Below are 16,871 nucleotides of genomic sequence, written 5' to 3'. Positions count from 1 at the left end.
TCGGCTCGAAGAGACGACGGAGGGGGAAGAGGCCGGGCCAGGAGAACTTCCCCCTCCGGCGCTTCGCGCCACCTCCCCCACTAGGGGGAGGATTTATCTATCAAAGCGCCAGCACGCAGCGCTCGCCGATGGTCGGGCGCGACAGCTCGACGCGGGACAGGCCCGGGAACTGGACCTTCAGGCGCTCGGCGAAATAGAGGCACAGGCGCTCGAGGGTCGGCGTCTCCAGGCCCGGCTTGTCGTTCAGCAGGCCATGGTCCAGCTCGGCGGCGACGGCCTTGAGGGCGGCGTCCAGGGTGTCGAGGTCGGCGACCCAGCCGGCGTCGGCCATCTCGCCCTTCACGCTGGCCTCGACCTTGAACGAGTGGCCGTGCAGCTTGCGATAGCGATGGTCCGACGGACCTTGCTCGATGTAATGGGCCGCGTCGAAATACGCGGCCTTCGTGATCTCGAAGACGGGTTTCATCTTGTACTTCTTTTGACAGGCCTGGGAGGCTCTAGCGCATCGACCCTGTCACCAAGTCGCGCGCCTTATCCGTCAGGGCAGGCCGAGATATTTGTGCGTTTGGACGCTTAAACGCCATTGTGGGTGCGAAAGGCAATAGGCGACAGCCAATTGCGTGTTTGCGTCGCGGTCCGGACCATCCATCGGCTGCAGGTAGAACCGCTCGAAATCGAGGTCCGCGAAGCGCTCCGGCATGGCCTTTTCCTGCGGGAAGACCAGCTTCAGCTCCTGGCCCGACGTCTGGACCACCGGCGCGTCGGCCTTGGGGCTGATGCAGATCCAGTCGATCCCGGGCGGGGCTTCGATCGTGCCGTTGCTCTCGACCGCGATCGAAAAGCCGCGCGCGTGCAGGGCCGCGATCGCCGCCTCGTCCAGCTGCAGGAAGGGCTCGCCGCCGGTGCAGACCACCAGGCGGTCGTCCGGTCCGCCGATCCACTGGGCCTCGACCGCCGCCGCCAAGTCCTCGGCCGTGGCGAACTTGCCGCCGTTCTCGCCGTCGGTCCCGACGAAGTCGGTGTCGCAGAACGTGCAGATCGCCTTGGCGCGGTCCTGCTCGCGACCGCTCCACAGATTGCAGCCGGAGAAGCGGCAGAACACCGCCGCCTTGCCCGCCTGGCCGCCCTCGCCTTGCAGGGTCAGGAAGATCTCCTTGACGGAGTAGGTCATTGGGCCCTCTCCCCTTGCGGGAGAGGGTGGCCCACGAAGTGGGTCGGGTGAGGGGTCGCGCGGGCGGAGTCGGACAAGACGTTCAACCCCTCATCCGACGGCTTCGCCGCCACCTTCTCCCGCAAGGGGAGAAGGAAGACTCTCGCGCCCGGCCGCGTCCCACTCGGCGTAGCCCTTCTCGCGCAGCTCGCAGGCCGGGCAGACGCCGCAGCCATGGCCCCAGGGGTGCAGCACATCGCGTTCGCCCTGGTAGCACGTGTGGCTTTCCTCGACGATCAGCCGAACCAGCTCCTCGCCGCCCAGGGACTTGGACAGCGCCCAGGTCTGGGCCTTGGTCAGCCACATCAGCGGGGTCTCGACGCGGAAGTTCCGGTCCATGCCGAGGTTCAGGGCGCTCTGCATGGCGTCCAGCGTGTCGCGGCGACAGTCGGGATAGCCCGAAAAGTCGGTCTCGCACATGCCGCCGACCAGGGCGTCGATCCCGCGCCGATCGGCCAGGGCCGCGGCGTAGATCAGGAACACCAGGTTGCGGCCGGGCACGAAGGTCGAGGGCAGGCCGCGCTCGGTCATCTCGATGGCGCGGTCGGCGGTCAGGGCCGACTGGGCGACGGCGCCGAAGCTCTTGATGTCCAGGACATGGTCCTCGCCCAGGCGGCCGGCCCACTGAGGAAAGCGCGCGGCGATCTCACGGCGCACGGCCTGGCGGGCCTCCATCTCGACCGCGTGACGCTGGCCATAGTCGAAGCCGACCGTCTCGACGCGGCCGTACCGCTCCAGGGCCCAGGCCAGGCAGACGCTGCTGTCCTGGCCGCCGGAGAACAGGACCAGGGCGGCTTGATCGGCGAAGGGGCGCTCTTGCGGGCTCATGCGCGGCGCTCGCTTTTGGGGAAGGGGAACATGCGCCTCCTCTACACGAGCCGAGCTTCCGCCGGAACCAGCAGGGCGTCCGCCAGATGGCGCCGCCCGCTCCGCGGCAATACTCCGACCACGAAGTGAGTCGAATTCTTGCGGCGACATTTCCGCTTTTGCTCTTGAATGGCGGGATCCCACCGCATTACGCGCCGGAGATTTACGCTACGGAAATCACAAACCCAATCTTCTAATCCAACCATCACTTGCATGACTTCGGACAACGAAGCCGGATTTTAAGTGAAAAGGCGTAACCTATCGCCGATCACTTACATTGGGGCCAGTTGACAGTCAGAGAACGCAAGTATGCAATCTTCCAATGCCGCGATGGGATCGCCGTACGCCCGCGTGGTGAAAAACAGTACGGCGCCGAGGAAACATCGACGCACCCAGGCCCACCCATAAGGCGCCGCTTGCGTCAGGGAGGGAATTCAATGTCGCAAACTCTGCGTATGCGGAGCCTGTTGACCATGGGCGCTTCGGCGGCCGTGCTCTCGGCTTTCGCCGTCCCCGCTTTCGCTCAACAACAGACCGCCCAACAGGGTGGAACGGTCATCGAAGAGCTGGTCGTCACCGCCCAAAAGAGGGAAGAGGCGCTTCAGGACGTCCCGATCGCGGTGTCGGCCTTCAGCCAGGACTCGCTGGAAGCGCAGAAGATCGACGGGGGGCCCAACCTGCAGCAGGCGATCCCGAACGTCAGCTTCGCCCGCAGCAACTTCACCAACAGCTTCAACTTCCAGATTCGCGGCATCGGGGCCAAGGCCGTCGGCGCCTCGGCCGACCAGGGCGTCGGCGTCCACATGAACAACGCCCCCATGCAGTCGGGCAATCTGTTCGAGGCCGAGTTCTACGACGTCGAGCGGGTGGAAGTGCTGCGCGGCCCGCAGGGCACGCTCTATGGCCGCAACGCCACCGGCGGCGTGGTCAATGTGATCACCGCCAAGCCCACGGACGTGTTCGAGGCCAACGCCCGCGCCGAGTACGGCAACTTCAACGCCATCCGCCTGCGCGGCATGCTCAACGTGCCGATCTTCGAGGACAAGCTGGCCGTGCGCCTGTCCGGCGCGATGCTGAAGCGCGACGGCTTCGTCACCAACACGTTCAACGGCCACACGGTGGACGACCGGGACCTCTATTCGACCCGCGTCCAGGTGATGTTCAATCCGACCGAGAAGCTGCGCACCAACTTCCTGTGGGAACGCTTCCACGAGAACGACAGCCGGGCCCGCACCGGCAAGCAGCTCTGCACCAAGGACAACGGACCGGCCACGGTCGGCGGCGTGCCCACCGGCGCGGCGCGCGGCTTCCTGACCCAAGGCTGTCTGCCCGCCTCGATCTACGGCGCCAGCGCCTATGGCACGGTCAACACCTCCGGCACCCTGACCGGCCTGCTGGGCAACATCTTCGGCTTCACCGCGGGCGACGCCAACCTGGGCGACACCACCACGACCAACCTGCGCGAGATCGAGACGGCGCTGGATCCGATCTACCGCTCGGGCTCGAACGTCTACCAGTTCACCCTGAACTACGACCTGTCCGACACCCTGACCTTCACGTCGATGACCGCCTACAGCAAGGGCAGCGTCTATACGAAGCAGGACTACAACCGGAACGTCTCGCCGGTGCCGTTCAACAACACGCCGTTCACGCCGGGCGGCTTCTTCAACGACCCGCAGGTCGGCAACACCAACAAGTTCACCACCATCGACGTCTCGTCGGGCCGCTCCGAGCAGTTCAGCCAGGAACTGCGGCTGCAGTCGGCCTTCGACGGCCCGATCAACTTCAACTTCGGCGGCATCCACTTCACCTATCGGACGCTGACCGACTACTACGTCATCGGCAACTCGCTGACCCTGTCGTCGCTGGCGCTGAACTTCTCCAATACCGGCAACCCGAACTGCAACCCGGCGACCACCGCCCGCTGCATCGGCATCGACACCGCGTCGGATCCGACCGGCGACGGCCACAACTACTATCTGAACCGCACGCCCTACACCCTGGTGTCGGACGCCCTGTTCGGCGAGGTCTACTACCAGGTCAACGAGGACCTGAAGTTCACCCTGGGCCTGCGCCAGACCCGCGACAAGAAGGCGGTGAAGAACTTCTCCACCGTGTTGCTGGCGCCCGGCTACGGCCTGACGCTGAACCCGGCCAACCCCGACCAGCGCGCCCGCTTCAACGAGACGACCGGCCGCTTCGGCGTCGACTACAAGGCGCACCTGGGCTTCACCGACGACACCCTGCTCTACGCCTTCTATTCCAAGGGCTATAAGGGCGGCGGCATCAATCCGGGCGTGCCGGCCAACTCGGTCGGCATCCGCCAGACCTTCGATCCCGAATTCGTCAACGCCTTCGAGATCGGCACCAAGAACACCCTGATGGGCGGCAGCCTGCTCTTCAACGCGACGGGCTTCTCGTACGACTACAAGGGGTACCAGATCTCGAAGATCGTGAACCGGACCTCGGTCAACGAGAACGTCGACGCCAAGGTCTACGGCCTTGAGCTGGAGACGATCTGGTCGCCGGTCCGCAACCTGAAGCTCAACGCCAACCTCGGCTATCTGCACACCAAGATCGGCAGCGGCGTCACCTCGATCGACACGATGAACCGGACCCAGTCCAACCCGGCCTATACGGTCGTGAAGGTGGGCCCAAACTCGTCGGCGGTCGGCGCCAACTGCGTGCTGGCCACCGCCGGCGTCGCCACGATCCTGGGCGCCGGCGCGGGCGGCACCCTGCCCTGGGCCTGCTCGGGCGCGGCGGCCTATCAGGCGTTCCTGTCCGCCCCGGCCGCGGCGGGCGGCGCGGGCCTGCCGGCGGCCACCGCCGCCTTCCTGGCCAACGCCACGGGGCTCTACACCTACGGCTCGGGCTATTCGATCGAAGGGACGGCGGCGGACCTGTCGGGCAACGAGCTGCCCAACTCGCCGCACTGGACCGTTTCGGTCGGGGCCCAATACACCTTCGAGCTGTCGGACGGCTGGTCGGCCACGGTTCGCGGCGACTACTACCGCCAGACCAAGCAGTTCGCCCGGGTCTACAACACCGAGTACGACCGCCTGAAGGCCTGGGACAACGGCAACCTGACCCTGAAGGTCGAGAAGCCCGAGTGGGGCCTGTCGATCGACGCCTACGTCAAGAACATCGGCAACAAGCTGCCCATCGTCGACGCCTACACCACCGACGACAGCTCGGGCCTGTTCACCAACGTGATCACCGGCGAGCCGCGCCTCTACGGGATCGCGATCACCAAGTCCTGGTAGCGAGCACTCTGTAACCCCGGAACTTGCGAGGCGGAGCTCCCGGGCTCCGCCTTCTTTTTTCCTCTTCTGAAGCCCCTCAAGGCGTCCGCGACACCGCGCGCGGGGCGGACTTAACGACTCTGCAAGGCCGCAAAGGGCAAGTTGCCCGCCTGTAGGTCCTGGCGAAGTCCCGAATGGAAACGCTTTCACGTCTGATCGAGAAGCGCGAGGCCGTCGCGCCCGTCGCGTCCTGCGCCGAGGTCGCAGCGATGTTCGACGCCGATCCGACGGCGGCCGCCCTCGCCGTGATCCAGGACGAGCGCCCGATCGGCATCGTCTATCGCGACGTCCTGCAGGGCATGATGCGAGTGGCCGGCGAGGCCCTGGCCGCCACGCCCATCGCCGCGGTCATGGACTCCGCGCCGCGAATCGTCCCGGCCGACAGCGACGCCAACGCCTTCGTCGACTCGCTGCGCGACAGCGCCCAGCCCGTGTTCCGCACCGCCTATGTCGCGATCGACGACGCCGGCCGCTATGTCGGCGTCGGCGGCCTGACCTCGCTGCTCAGCGTCCACCAGCGCCGCCGGAACGAGGCCCGCGACGCCCGCGCGCTGATCGAGCGCATGGCCATGGACATCGGCGATCACCTGGATGGCGTCCTGGCCATCGCCGCGCGCCTCGAGCAACAGCGCCTGACCCCCGACGCCGCCGCCTTCGTCCGCGCGATCAGCGACACCAGCCGCGACATGAGCGAGACGGTCGGCCGCGCGATCGACCTGCACCGCTCGGCCCAGGGCCATCTGGCCTTCAAGCCCGAGCCCACGCGCCTGCGCGACCTGGCCGACGCCTTGGAAGCCCGCTGGGCTCACCGCGCCCAGGACGGCGGCTCCACCCTGCTGGTCTCCTACGACGGCGATCCCGAGTGCGGCGTCGAGCTGGACGGCGAGCGCCTGATGCAGGTCTTCGACATCCTGGTCGAGAACGCCCTGGCCGGCGGCCGCGGCATGATCGAGGTCCGCCTGACCGCGCGGCCCGAGGGCGACCTCGTGCGCCTGGACGGCCAGGTGCGCGACAACACCGCCGGCCACGACGCCGAGGAGCGCCTGGCGCGCCTGGCCGGTCCCATGGGCCAACCCAGCCTGCAGGACCGCAGCGAGATCGCCCTCAGCGTCGGCCTGGCCCTGGCCCGTCGCGTTATGCGAGCCATGGGCGCGCCGCTGCACGCCGAGGCCAATCGCGGGGCTGGCGTCACCGTGGGCTTCTCGCTGATCGCCCGCGCCGCCGACACGATCGCCGCGCACGCCGGCGAACCGACCCTCTCGGCCCGCGCCGCCCACATCCTGATCGTCGATGACAACGCCACCAACCGGATGGTCGCCGAGGCGCTGTGCGACATGTTCGACTGCACCTCCGAGCAGGCCGTCGACGGCGTCGAGGCCGTCGACATGGCCCGTGGCGGCCGCTTCGACCTGATCCTGATGGACATCAAGATGCCGCGCATGGACGGCGTGGCCGCCACCCGCGCGATCCGCGACATGGGCGGCCGGGTCGGCCAGACCCCGGTGGTCGCCCTGACCGCCAACGCCGACCCGCTCGACGTCCAGACCTACATCGCCGCCGGCATGCAGGACGTCGTCGAAAAGCCGATCAAGCCCGAGCGCCTGGCCGTCGTGCTCAGCGCCCTGCTGGGCGGCGAGGACGAGACGTCCGAGACCGAGGCGGCTTAAGGCCGATCGAGATTTTGATAGCGGGCCGCCAACGATAGGGCGTCCACGAGGAAGCGGACGCCCGCGTCGGCGCTCTAGTTGTTTTCCGGCCGTCTTCGACGCGGGGTCAGGCCCCGCGCTGGCGGACGCGCGGCTACGCCGCGCGCCTGACCCCTTCAGCGAGGTTCGTTGAGGTGTTGAAGCGGGCGATCAGCCGCTCCAGCTCTCCGGCTTCCGTGCGCAGGTTCGCCGCCGCGGCGGTGGCTTCTTCGACCATGGCGGCGTTCTGCTGAGTGACCTGATCCATCTGGTTGACCGCGACATTGACCTCGCCCAGGCCCGTGGCCTGCTCCCGCGAAGACTGCGCGATCTCGCGGATCAGGGTGTCGATCTCGCTGACCTTGCCCGCGATCGAGGTCAGGGCGCGTCCGGTGTCGCCGACCAGCTTGACGCCTCGATCGACCTGGGCCGAGCTGTTGGCGATCAGGACCTTGATCTCCTTGGCCGCGTCCGCCGACCGTTGGGCCAGAGCGCGCACTTCCTGAGCGACGACGGCGAAGCCTCGCCCCGCTTCCCCGGCTCGAGCAGCTTCGACGCCAGCATTCAGGGCTAGCAAGTTGGTCTGGAAAGCGATCTCGTCAATCACGCCGATGATCTGATTGATCTGGGACGAGCTCTCCTCGATCCCGTCCATCGCCGTGACCGCCTCGCCCACGATCTCTCCGGATTTCGCGGCGTCGACACGCGCGTCCGACGCGGCTTCCGAAGCGCGCTTGGCGCCCTCGGCGCTGCGTCCCACCGTGGCGGTGATCTGGTCGAGCGCCGCGGCGGTTTCCTCGAGGCTGGCCGCTTGCTGCTCGGTCCGGCGAGAAAGGTCGTCCGACGCGGTCGAGATCTCATTGGCGCCGGCGTTGACATTCTTAGTGGCCATGGCGACCGCGCCGATGGTCTCGTCAAGCGCCTGCACGGCGCTGTTGAAGTCGTCTCGCACCCGCGCGAACTGCGCGTCGATAGAGGCGGACATGCGATAGCTCAGGTCGTTGGCGGCCAGACGCTCCAAGGCGACGGCGATCTGATCGACCGCATTGACGCGCCCCGTCACTTCGGTGGCGAACTTGACGACCTTCACCACGCGGCCCTTGGCGTCGAACACCGGGTTGTAGGACGCCTGGATCCAGACCTCCTTGCCGCCCTTGCCGATCCGCTTGAACTCCTCGGCCACGAACTCGCCGGCGTTCAGCTTGCGCCAGAACTCCGCATAGGCCGGCGACCGCGCATAGGCCGGATCGACAAACATGCTGTGATGCTTGCCCTTGATCTCCGAGAGGTCGTAACCGAGCACGCTGAGGAAATTCTCGTTGGCGTTCAGAATGACGCCTTCGGTCGTGAACTCGATCGTGGCCTGCACACGCTCGACGGCGGCGAGCTTCGCCGCCCGCTCGGCCTCCGCCTCCTTCTGGGCGGTGATGTCGGTGGCGACCTTCAGGATCTTGGTCACCCGGCCGGCCGCGTTCTTCACGGGATTGTAGGACGCCTGGATCCAGACCTCCCGACCGCCCTTGCCCACGCGCAGATATTCGCGCGCGTCGAACTGTCCCTGAGCCAGTCGAGACCAGAAATCGCGGTAAGCTTGGCTGGCGGCGTATTCGGGCTCCAGGAACAGGCTGTGGTGCTTGCCGACGATCTCGCGCGGCTCATAGCCGAGCGCCTGGCAGAAGTTGGCGTTGGCGGCGAGGATCGTCCCCTTCACATCGAACTCGATCATCGCCAGGGATCTGTCCAGCGCGTCGATCTTGCTCGCGGCGTCGCCGCCAAGAGGGCTACGGAGGCTGAGTTTCATGGACGTCCATCCCTCTAATTAAAACGCCACCTTAGGGGTCAGAACGAACGTCGTTATTTGTGGTGAAGATAAGGTAAATTGTGGACCGAGCGCGACAAAAGGCCCCCACACAACCTAGACAGCTATAGTAAATCCCCTAAACCTAAGCGCATTCTACCTTCGAACCCGCTCCAAGCCCCCCGAGATAACTGACCGCATATTCTACACATTCTCAAATGCCCGAAGGCCCGCTGAGCCTCCAGCGCCTGTAACGACCTCGGTCCCGAGTTTTTGCGTGGCGCGGGCCTTAGTCCGAGGATTTTGATCATCGCTCTCTTGGCGCGCACGAGAGCGACAGCGAGGTCGCCGAGAAGCCCCGCCATCGGTCATGACCTTAGCCGGTGGGTCACTATCCAGAGCCCGCCCCCTCGCGGCGCGGAGACGAGGACGGTCAAAGGCCGAACGCGGCCTCCACGTCCATTTCGCGGGCCTTTCGCAACAAGCTTGGCCATCGCGACGTAACGCCGCGCCCGAGCCGCGCTCGCTTCCACCGACGTCACGGTCGTGTCATTTTGCGCGAACAACCGTTGGAGGCGGATTCACAGATGAGCGAAGATACCGAAGGCCGACGCCCCAACCCCGTCGACCTGCATGTGGGCGGCCGGGTGCGGATGCGCCGTAAGCTGATGGGCGTGAGCCAGGAGCAGCTTGCGGACTCCCTGGGGCTGACCTTCCAGCAGGTCCAGAAATACGAGCGCGGCGCCAATCGCGTCAGCGCCAGCAAGCTGTACGACATCGCCAAGACCCTGCAGGTCCCGGTCTCGTTCTTCTTCGAAGGTCTGGCCGATCCGATGAGCGGCGCCGAGATCGACGCCACCGCCCAACACGCCGAAAAGATCGTGCAGGAGTTCCTGACCACGCCGGAAGGCCTGGAACTGGCCGAGGTGTTCCCGCGCATTGGTCGCGGCCGCGTGCGCCGCCAGGTGCTCGATCTGGTCCGCGCCATGGCTGACGAAGCCCAACGGACCGAAGTCGCCTAAAGGCGGCGACTTTCCAGCTTTCCTGATTTTGACGAGACCTCGGCCCGCTCAACCGAGGTCTTTGTCATGTCTGGGGCCCGATCAGCCCGTCGGCGCTTCGGCGCGGAAGGCCTGCCAGATGCGCTTGGCGGTTCCGACGGCGGCGGGGGCCAGGCCGCGCAGGTCGTAGGTCCGCACGATCCGCATCCCCACCTCGCGCTCCTTCTGCCAGGCCACCATCACGTCGTGAGCCTGACCGGCGACCAGGTCGACCAACTGGGCCTGACTGGGCGGCGCGGCGCTGGCCAGCATCTGCACCTTGGCGCCCTGGGGCGAGAGATCGCGGATCACGCAGTCCCAGGCGAAGGCCCCGCACAGGACCTTGCCCGAGCGGTTCGCGGGCAGCCGCGCACCGCTTCGCCGGTCGCTCTCAACAGCAGGTTTCGCCATGCCGTCGATAAACGCACGACGCGGTTAATCGGCGGTGGAAAATGAAGGTTTCCGACGCGTCGACGCGCCCTTAAGCGCGCGCCGCGACCCGCTCGGGCTCCAGCGCCATCTCCAGGTCGTCCAGGATGTCCGCCACGTCCTCCAGCCCGACCGACAGCCGCACCAGCCCCTCGCCAATTCCCGCCTCGGCGCGCTCCTGCGGCGTATAGGTCGAGTGGGTCATGCTGGCGGGATGCTGGATCAGCGTCTCGGCGTCGCCCAGCGAGACGGCGCGGCGGATCAGGGTCAGACGGTTCATCATCGCGACACCCGCCGCGTGGCCGCCCTTCAGCTCGAAGGCCATCATGCCGCCCCCGTGCGCCATCTGCCGCGCCGCCAGCATGTGCTGCGGAAAGCCGGCCAGGCCCGGATAGAAGACGGCCGCGACCGCCGGATGCGTCTCCAGCCAGCGCGCGACGGCCTGGGCGCTTTCGCCGTGGCGGGCCATGCGCAGCGACAGCGTCTTCAGCCCCCGCAGCACCAGGAAGGCGGTGAACGGCGACATCACCGCCCCCGTCATGTCCTTGACGCCCACCAGGCGGACGCGGCGCATGTCCTCGACGCCGCCGACGGCGATCCCGCCCACCAGGTCGCCGTGACCGCCCAGGTACTTGGTGGCCGAGTGGACAACGATGTCGGCCCCCAGGCTCAGCGGGCGGGTGACCACCGGCGTGGCGTAGGTGTTGTCCACCACGATCTTGGCGCCCGCCGCCCGGGCGATCGCGCTGATCGCGGCGATGTCGACCAGTCGCATGTTCGGATTGGCCGGGGTCTCGAAATAGACGATCCGGGTCCTGTCCGAGATCGCCGCCTCCAGCGCCCGCGGATCGGTCATGTCCACCTGGCGCACCGTGACGCCGAACCGGGTCAGGCCGTCGCGCATGAAGGCGAAGGTGCAGCCATACAGCGTCTGGTCGGTGATCACTTCGTCCCCGGCCCGCAGGAAGCTCCACAGCACCGCCGTGATCGCCCCCATGCCGGACGCGGTGGCCACGGCCGCCTCGCCGCCTTCCAGGCTGGCCAGGCGCCGTTCCAGGAGGTCGGTAGTCGGGTTGGAGATCCGCGAATAGAAGTGCCCTTCCCGCGTCCCGGCGAACATCTCGCCGCCGGCCTCGGCGCTCTCGAAGGCGAAGGTCGAGGTCAAGTGCACCGGCGGGGTCAGCGCGCCGTGCTCGTCGGCGGGATCATAGCCCGCATGGATGGCCCGGGTTGAAAAGCCGCCTTGATCGCCGCGCATGGATCGCTCCCTTTTGCGGCCACTGTGAGCCTGGACGCGACGCCACGGATTGCGAAATCTGCCACGATAGGGTTCTCTTTTGGCAGATTCTGCTCAAGAGACCGCCCATGGACGCCAAGGATCGCCAGATCATCCGCGAGCTGCAGAAGGAGGGCCGCCTGACCAACCAGGAGCTGGCCGAGCGGGTGAATCTGTCGCCCTCGCCCTGTCTGCGGCGGGTGCGCAACCTCGAGGCCGAGGGCGTGATCACGGGCTACACCGCCCTGGTGGACCAGAAGGCCTATGGCCTGCCGATCACCGTCTTCGTCCGGGTGCGGCTGGATCGCCACGGCCAGGACCTGATCCAGGGTTTCGAGGCGGCGGTCGCGCGGATCGACCAGATCCTGGACTGCTTCCTGCTGGCCGGCGGCGACGACTATCTGCTGCGCGTGATCGCCGACAGCCTGGAAGCCTATGAGGACTTCATGCGCCGCAAGCTGCACGCCATCCCGGGCATCGCCTCGATCGACACCAGCTTCGCCTATGGCGTCGTCAAGCAGACGCGCGTGTTTCCGGTAACGGGATGACGCGAACCGCGTTACGGATTACTCACGGTGAAGCCAGTCGAAACGGGCTCTGTCGCCGATACGATGACCGGGATGATCGAAGACGCTCCGCCTCTGTCCGCGTCGCCCAGCGTGACCACCGCGCTGAAGCACGCGCCGCTGGGCATCGCGATCTTCGACAGTCAGATGCGCTATCTGGCCGCCTCGCGGCAGTACCTGACCGACCAGCGCCTTCCCGCCGACATGCCCCTGATCGGCCGCCGGCACTACGACGCCTTTCCAGAGATCCCCCAGAAGTGGCGCGACCTGCACGCCCGCGTCCTGGCCGAGGGCGTCGAACTGCATCACGAGGGCGACCCCTATGTCGACCGCGACGGCCGCACCGAGTGGATCCGCTGGTCCATGGCGCCCTGGCGCACCGACGGCGGCGAGATCGGCGGCCTGGTGCTCTACACCGAGGTGGTCACCGCCAACATCCAGGCCCGCCTGAAGCTTGAAGCGGCCGAGGCCCGCTACCGCGCGGTCTTCGACCAGGCGGCGATGGGCGTCGCGCGGCTGACCCCGACCGGCGCCGTGCTGGAAGCCAACGACGCCTTCTGCGCCCTGCTGCGCCGCGACCGCGAGATCCTGCTGGGCGCGACCCTGCAGAACCTGATGCATCCGGACTCGCTGGACGCCACGATGGAAAGCGCGGCCAAGCTGCTGGCCGGAGAGGCCGAGACCTGCTCGGCCGAGCGTCGGGTGCTGATCCCGGGCGGCGACCTGTGGATCCACCTGACCGCCTCGATGGTCCGGGTCGACGGCCAGCCGGCCTATATCCTGGCGATCATCTCCGACATCAGCGCCCGCAAGCAGGCCGAGGACGCCCAGGGCCGCTACCAGGCCCAGCTGCGCCTCTTGATCAACGAACTGAACCACCGGGTGAAGAACACCCTGGCCACCGTCCAGTCGATGGCCTCGCAGACCCTGCGCAACGAGCCCGACCCGATCGTGGCCTTCGAGAAGTTCGAGGCGCGCCTTCTGGGCCTGTCGCGCGTGCACGACATCCTGACCCGCGAGAGCTGGCACGGCGCCGAGCTGCGCGAGGTCGCCGAGCGCGCCCTGCAACCGTTCGACGAGGCCGGCGCGCGGGTCAGCATCGAGGGCCCTTCGGTCTGGCTGCAGCCCGGCGGCGCCCTGACCATGGCCCTGACCTTCCACGAACTGGCGACCAACGCCCTGAAGTACGGTGCCCTGTCCAACGCTGCGGGCCGCGTGCGCCTCGGCTGGACCTATGATCCGGAAGCGCGGGCGTTGGAGGTGGTCTGGAACGAGGACGGCGGGCCGCCGGTCTCGCCGCCGACCCGCAAGGGCTTCGGCTCGCGCCTGATCGAGCGCAGCCTCCGCGGCGAGCTGAAGGGCGAGGCGGTCATGGACTATCGCCCCGACGGTCTCGTCTGCCGCCTGAACGCCCGCCTGCCCGAAGCCCATGAAGGCGGCGTGCTGGGCCAGGGCTGAGGGCGTCCGTCCTCCGTCCACCGGAAATTGATCCCGCATGTGGCGGCCCTCGCCCGCTGGCGTCGTCATTCCCACCAAGAGCAAACTGGCGTCCCCACCCGCCAGCCGCCTTGCCGACCGGGATGTCGTGATCCCGGTCGGCCGCTTTTCCCCGCCCGCGCGGGTCGATAAGCTTTCGCATGACCCTTGCTCGACTCACGCGCCGCTCGACCCTGGCCTCGCTGGGCGCCACGCTTCTGTCCGCGCCGGCGCTGGCCGCCGAGGCCAAGGAGGACTGGAAGGCCTTGGCCGCCGACGTCCGCTCGGAATTCCAGTGGGCCTGGCGCGGCTATGTCGCCAAGGCCTGGGGCAAGGACGAGATCAATCCGGTCAGCGGGACCTCGCGCTCGTTCTTCATCGAGGGCCACGACCTGGGCCTGTCCCTGGTCGAGGCGCTGGACACCCTGTGGATCATGGGACTGGACGAGGAGTTCCAGGCCGGCGTCGACTGGGTGAAGACCTCGCTCGATTTCGACGTCGACGGCGAGGCCCAGGTCTTCGAGACCAATATCCGCCTGGTCGGCGGCCTGGTCTCGGCGCACCTGGCCTGCGGCGATCCGGCGCTGCTGGCCAAGGCCAAGGATCTGGCCGATCGGCTGATGAAGGCCTTCGAGGCCTCGCCGCACGGCCTGCCCTGGCGCTATGTGAACCTCCGGACGGGCGCGGTTCGCGATCCCGAGACGAACCTCGCCGAGATCGGCACCTACATCACCGAGTTCGGGGTGCTGGGCCAACTGACCGGCGACAGCCGCTATTTCGATGTCGCCAAGCGCGCGATGAAGCACGCGCTGGACCGGCGCTCCAACATCGGGCTGATGGCCGCCAACATCGACGCCCGCACCGGCGCGTACATCAGCCGTTCGGCCAGCATCGACGTCTATGCCGACAGCTTCTACGAATACCTGTGGGACGCCTGGGAGCTGTTCGGCGACCAGGACTGCAAGCGCTGGGCGCGGGAGTGCGTGGACGCCCAGCTGGCGCATCAGGCCAAGCGCTATGACGGCCGGCTTTGGTTCCCGATGGTCGACTACGAAACCGGCGCGGTGCTGAACACCGCCCAGAGCGAGCTGGCCGCCTACTATGCCGGCCTGCTGGGCCAGGTGGGCCACAAGGCCGAGGGCGACGACTATCTGGCCTCCTTCACCGAACTGCAGGCGACCTTCGGCGTAATCCCGGAGTCGATCGACGTCGCCACCCGCCAGCCGCGCCGCAAGCACACTGGCCTGCGCCCGGAATATCCCGACGCCTGCCTGAACCTGTGGCTGCTCGACCGTGACGAGCGCTATCGCCAACTGGCGGCGATCCACTATCGCCAGATGAAGGCCACAAGCCGGGCGGCCTTCGGCTACACGGCGTTGAAGGACATCACGACCCGGCCGATGACCCAGGGCGACAACTGCCCCGGCTACTGGTGGTCCGAGCAGATGAAGTACTACTATCTGCTGTTTTCGGACACGCCGCGCATCGACTACGCCCAGCTCCAGCTCAGCACCGAGGCCAACGTGCTGCAGGGATTCCGCGAGGTCTGAGCGGGCCCAGGCTGAACGGGGCTTCACTGGACAGCAAATCGTGCGGGCCCCACCTGTGGGGCGACCGCCTTGGCGCCGTCACATCCCTGAGCCCGGATCGCCGCACGCCTGTCGCGTGACTCGGTCATAGGCTTGAAGGCTAGGGGCCTTGAGCGTGCGACTGCAATCCATCCCGATCGTCCTGGCGCTGTGCGTCTCCGCCATGCCGGCTTTCGCCGCGGGCTTGCGCGAGCGCCTCTATGATCCCGGCGACGGCGTCCTGGTGGTCGCTCACCGCGCCTGCCACCGCGCCGCGCCCGGCCATGGCTTTGACAACGCCGTTCCGGAGAATTCCCTGGCCGCGCTGGAACGCTGCGTGGCGTTGGGCGTCGACCTGGTCGAGATCGACGTGCGCCGCACGCGCGACGGCCAGCTGGTCATCCTGCATGACGCCAAGGTCGATCGGACCACCGACGGCAAGGGCCGCGTCGCCGACCTGACCCTCGCGCAGATCCAGGCGCTGCGCCTGAAGGGCGGCCAGGGCGAGGCCCCGCCGACGCTGGAAGCCTTCCTCGCCGCCGCGCGCGGCCGGATCCTCGTGAACATCGACCTCAAGGGCCCCTACGCCGCCGAGGCCGCCGAGATCGCGCGCCGCGTCGAGGCGACCGAGTGGGTGCTGTTCAAGGCCAAGGCCCGCTTCGGCGCGCCGCCCCTGGCCGACCAGGCGCCCTATCAAGACCTGGCCTTCATGCCGATGGTCGAGGCCAAGGCCGCCAGAAAGCCCGGCGACCTCGCCGACATCACCCAGCGCCAGGCCTCCGGCGCGCGCCCGATCCCCGCCATCGAGACGGTCGCCTTGCGGGGCCAAGGCTTTGCCGCCGTGCGCCACGCGGCTCGCGCCGCGCGCATCCGCGTCTGGACCAACACCCTGGCCGCCAAGGGCTGGCGCGGCGTGCTGGACCAGTCGGGCGACCGCCAGGCCCTGCGCGATCCCGACCGCGCCTGGGGCCGGCTGATCGCCCAGGGCGCCAGCATCGTCCAGACCGACCATCCCGCCGTGCTGCTCGACTATCTGGAGCGTCGCGGCCTGCGCGGCCACGCCCCGGCCTCTATCGCGACCGCAGGTCTTTCACCGTCTTCCTGAGCTTGGCGCGACGAGCGGTCCAGGATCGCTCCAGCGTCTTGGCCTCCTCATCCAAAGCCCGACGCCGCCGCTCCAAGTCAGCCTCGGCGTCGCGCTGCTCGCCCTCGGCCGCCTCGAGGGCCGCTTCGGCCTCGGCGAGCGCTTTCTTGCGCTTGGCTTCCGCGGCGTCGCCCGTCTTCTTCGGCTTGGGTTTCGGCAGCTTGTCGACCGCCGCCTTCAGTCCGCCCTCGGCCCGGCGGATCACCGCCCCGGGCGCGGCCAGGGCCGCCTTGGCGTCCGGCGCGTCCGGCGCTTCGGCGGCCACGCCCTCCTTGAAGAGATCGCGGTCGGTCTCCCAGGCCGCCAGCGCCTTGACGCGCGACGTCGCCGCCACCGTGTAGCGGTGAAAGCCGTCCGACCACGTGAAGACCTTGGGGGCGCGCGCCATGACGCGACAACGAGTGGCGCGCGGCGACGTTCCAAGTCACTGAATTTCGGGGATAAATCAGTCCGTCCTGGTGGCGGGGGGCGGGATCGAACCGCCGACCTGTGGGTTATGAATCCACC

14 protein-coding genes are annotated in these 16,871 nt (G+C 67.7%); 7 read left to right on the top strand and 7 right to left on the bottom strand.

Features of this window, described 5'->3' with window-relative positions; all coding sequences use genetic code 11:
- Positions 1 to 100 precede the first annotated feature (100 nt).
- The 3 genes from AX690_RS21285 to queC form a co-directional block, all read right to left on the bottom strand.
- Entirely contained in the window at positions 101 to 466 is a 366-nt protein-coding gene (locus AX690_RS21285) for a 6-carboxytetrahydropterin synthase (RefSeq protein WP_066685623.1), read from the bottom strand.
- 72 nt (positions 467 to 538) lie between these two features.
- On the bottom strand, positions 539 to 1,171 hold the full coding sequence (gene queE / locus AX690_RS21280) for a 7-carboxy-7-deazaguanine synthase (RefSeq protein WP_066685628.1): 633 nt from the start codon (positions 1,169 to 1,171) through the stop codon (positions 539 to 541).
- Between the two features lie 90 nt (positions 1,172 to 1,261).
- Positions 1,262 to 2,038, bottom strand: coding sequence for a 7-cyano-7-deazaguanine synthase QueC (gene queC, locus AX690_RS21275; protein WP_066685629.1), 777 nt, complete (start codon positions 2,036 to 2,038; stop codon positions 1,262 to 1,264).
- A 476-nt stretch (positions 2,039 to 2,514) separates the two neighbouring features.
- Here queC and AX690_RS21270 point away from each other — a divergent pair, with 476 nt between their 5' ends.
- Both AX690_RS21270 and AX690_RS21265 read left to right on the top strand, forming a co-directional pair.
- On the top strand, positions 2,515 to 5,343 hold the full coding sequence (locus AX690_RS21270) for a TonB-dependent receptor (protein ID WP_066685636.1): 2,829 nt from the start codon (positions 2,515 to 2,517) through the stop codon (positions 5,341 to 5,343).
- 173 nt (positions 5,344 to 5,516) lie between these two features.
- The gene (locus tag AX690_RS21265) at positions 5,517 to 7,049 is read left to right on the top strand and encodes a response regulator (RefSeq protein ID WP_066685640.1); all 1,533 of its coding nucleotides are present in this window, start codon (positions 5,517 to 5,519) and stop codon (positions 7,047 to 7,049) included.
- A 133-nt stretch (positions 7,050 to 7,182) separates the two neighbouring features.
- Here AX690_RS21265 and AX690_RS21260 read toward each other — a convergent pair whose 3' ends face one another.
- The gene (locus AX690_RS21260; protein WP_066685643.1) at positions 7,183 to 8,868 is read right to left on the bottom strand and encodes a methyl-accepting chemotaxis protein; all 1,686 of its coding nucleotides are present in this window, start codon (positions 8,866 to 8,868) and stop codon (positions 7,183 to 7,185) included.
- A gap of 584 nt (positions 8,869 to 9,452) precedes the next feature.
- Between AX690_RS21260 and AX690_RS21255 the strand changes: the two genes are divergently transcribed.
- The gene (locus tag AX690_RS21255; protein WP_066685644.1) at positions 9,453 to 9,887 is read left to right on the top strand and encodes a helix-turn-helix domain-containing protein; all 435 of its coding nucleotides are present in this window, start codon (positions 9,453 to 9,455) and stop codon (positions 9,885 to 9,887) included.
- Between the two features lie 81 nt (positions 9,888 to 9,968).
- Here AX690_RS21255 and AX690_RS21250 read toward each other — a convergent pair whose 3' ends face one another.
- Both AX690_RS21250 and AX690_RS21245 read right to left on the bottom strand, forming a co-directional pair.
- Entirely contained in the window at positions 9,969 to 10,316 is a 348-nt protein-coding gene (locus AX690_RS21250; RefSeq protein WP_066685645.1) for a PilZ domain-containing protein, read from the bottom strand.
- Positions 10,317 to 10,386: 70 nt separating this feature from the next.
- A complete protein-coding gene (locus tag AX690_RS21245; RefSeq protein ID WP_066685647.1) occupies positions 10,387 to 11,592 on the bottom strand; it encodes a methionine gamma-lyase in 1,206 nt (401 codons plus the stop codon).
- 107 nt (positions 11,593 to 11,699) lie between these two features.
- Between AX690_RS21245 and AX690_RS21240 the strand changes: the two genes are divergently transcribed.
- The 4 genes from AX690_RS21240 (at position 11,700) to AX690_RS21225 (ending at position 16,325) form a co-directional block, all read left to right on the top strand.
- Positions 11,700 to 12,158, top strand: a complete 459-nt coding sequence (locus tag AX690_RS21240; protein ID WP_066685649.1) for an Lrp/AsnC family transcriptional regulator — start codon at positions 11,700 to 11,702, stop codon at positions 12,156 to 12,158.
- Positions 12,159 to 12,230: 72 nt separating this feature from the next.
- Complete coding sequence (locus AX690_RS21235) at positions 12,231 to 13,634, top strand: sensor histidine kinase (RefSeq protein ID WP_066685678.1); 1,404 nt, start codon at positions 12,231 to 12,233, stop codon at positions 13,632 to 13,634.
- 179 nt (positions 13,635 to 13,813) lie between these two features.
- Positions 13,814 to 15,202 carry a glycoside hydrolase family 47 protein gene (locus AX690_RS21230; RefSeq protein WP_066685651.1) on the top strand — a complete coding sequence of 463 codons (1,389 nt, stop codon included), beginning with the start codon at positions 13,814 to 13,816 and terminating at the stop codon, positions 15,200 to 15,202.
- 154 nt (positions 15,203 to 15,356) lie between these two features.
- On the top strand, positions 15,357 to 16,325 hold the full coding sequence (locus AX690_RS21225) for a glycerophosphodiester phosphodiesterase family protein (RefSeq protein WP_066685680.1): 969 nt from the start codon (positions 15,357 to 15,359) through the stop codon (positions 16,323 to 16,325).
- Here the strand turns inward: AX690_RS21225 and AX690_RS21220 are convergent.
- Positions 16,291 to 16,752: a hypothetical protein gene (locus AX690_RS21220; protein ID WP_066685653.1), complete on the bottom strand. Its 462-nt coding sequence runs from the start codon at positions 16,750 to 16,752 to the stop codon at positions 16,291 to 16,293. The genes AX690_RS21225 and AX690_RS21220 overlap by 35 nt on opposite strands.
- Positions 16,753 to 16,871 lie beyond the last annotated feature (119 nt).

The organism is Caulobacter sp. CCH9-E1 (assembly GCF_001556515.1).
GTDB lineage: Bacteria > Pseudomonadota > Alphaproteobacteria > Caulobacterales > Caulobacteraceae > Caulobacter.
This window is presented reverse-complemented; position numbering and strand designations above follow the sequence as displayed.

Excerpts from the sequence above, each read along its gene's own strand:
- AX690_RS21285 (WP_066685623.1), bottom strand. The coding sequence starts at position 466 with ATGAAACCCGTCTTCGAGATCACGAAGGCCGCGTATTTCGACGCGGCC.
- queE (WP_066685628.1), bottom strand. The coding sequence starts at position 1,171 with ATGACCTACTCCGTCAAGGAGATCTTCCTGACCCTGCAAGGCGAGGGC.
- queC (WP_066685629.1), bottom strand. The coding sequence starts at position 2,038 with ATGAGCCCGCAAGAGCGCCCCTTCGCCGATCAAGCCGCCCTGGTCCTG.
- AX690_RS21270 (WP_066685636.1), top strand. The coding sequence starts at position 2,515 with ATGTCGCAAACTCTGCGTATGCGGAGCCTGTTGACCATGGGCGCTTCG.
- AX690_RS21265 (WP_066685640.1), top strand. The coding sequence starts at position 5,517 with ATGGAAACGCTTTCACGTCTGATCGAGAAGCGCGAGGCCGTCGCGCCC.
- AX690_RS21260 (WP_066685643.1), bottom strand. The coding sequence starts at position 8,868 with ATGAAACTCAGCCTCCGTAGCCCTCTTGGCGGCGACGCCGCGAGCAAG.
- AX690_RS21255 (WP_066685644.1), top strand. The coding sequence starts at position 9,453 with ATGAGCGAAGATACCGAAGGCCGACGCCCCAACCCCGTCGACCTGCAT.
- AX690_RS21250 (WP_066685645.1), bottom strand. The coding sequence starts at position 10,316 with ATGGCGAAACCTGCTGTTGAGAGCGACCGGCGAAGCGGTGCGCGGCTG.
- AX690_RS21245 (WP_066685647.1), bottom strand. The coding sequence starts at position 11,592 with ATGCGCGGCGATCAAGGCGGCTTTTCAACCCGGGCCATCCATGCGGGC.
- AX690_RS21240 (WP_066685649.1), top strand. The coding sequence starts at position 11,700 with ATGGACGCCAAGGATCGCCAGATCATCCGCGAGCTGCAGAAGGAGGGC.
- AX690_RS21235 (WP_066685678.1), top strand. The coding sequence starts at position 12,231 with ATGATCGAAGACGCTCCGCCTCTGTCCGCGTCGCCCAGCGTGACCACC.
- AX690_RS21230 (WP_066685651.1), top strand. The coding sequence starts at position 13,814 with ATGACCCTTGCTCGACTCACGCGCCGCTCGACCCTGGCCTCGCTGGGC.
- AX690_RS21220 (WP_066685653.1), bottom strand. The coding sequence starts at position 16,752 with ATGGCGCGCGCCCCCAAGGTCTTCACGTGGTCGGACGGCTTTCACCGC.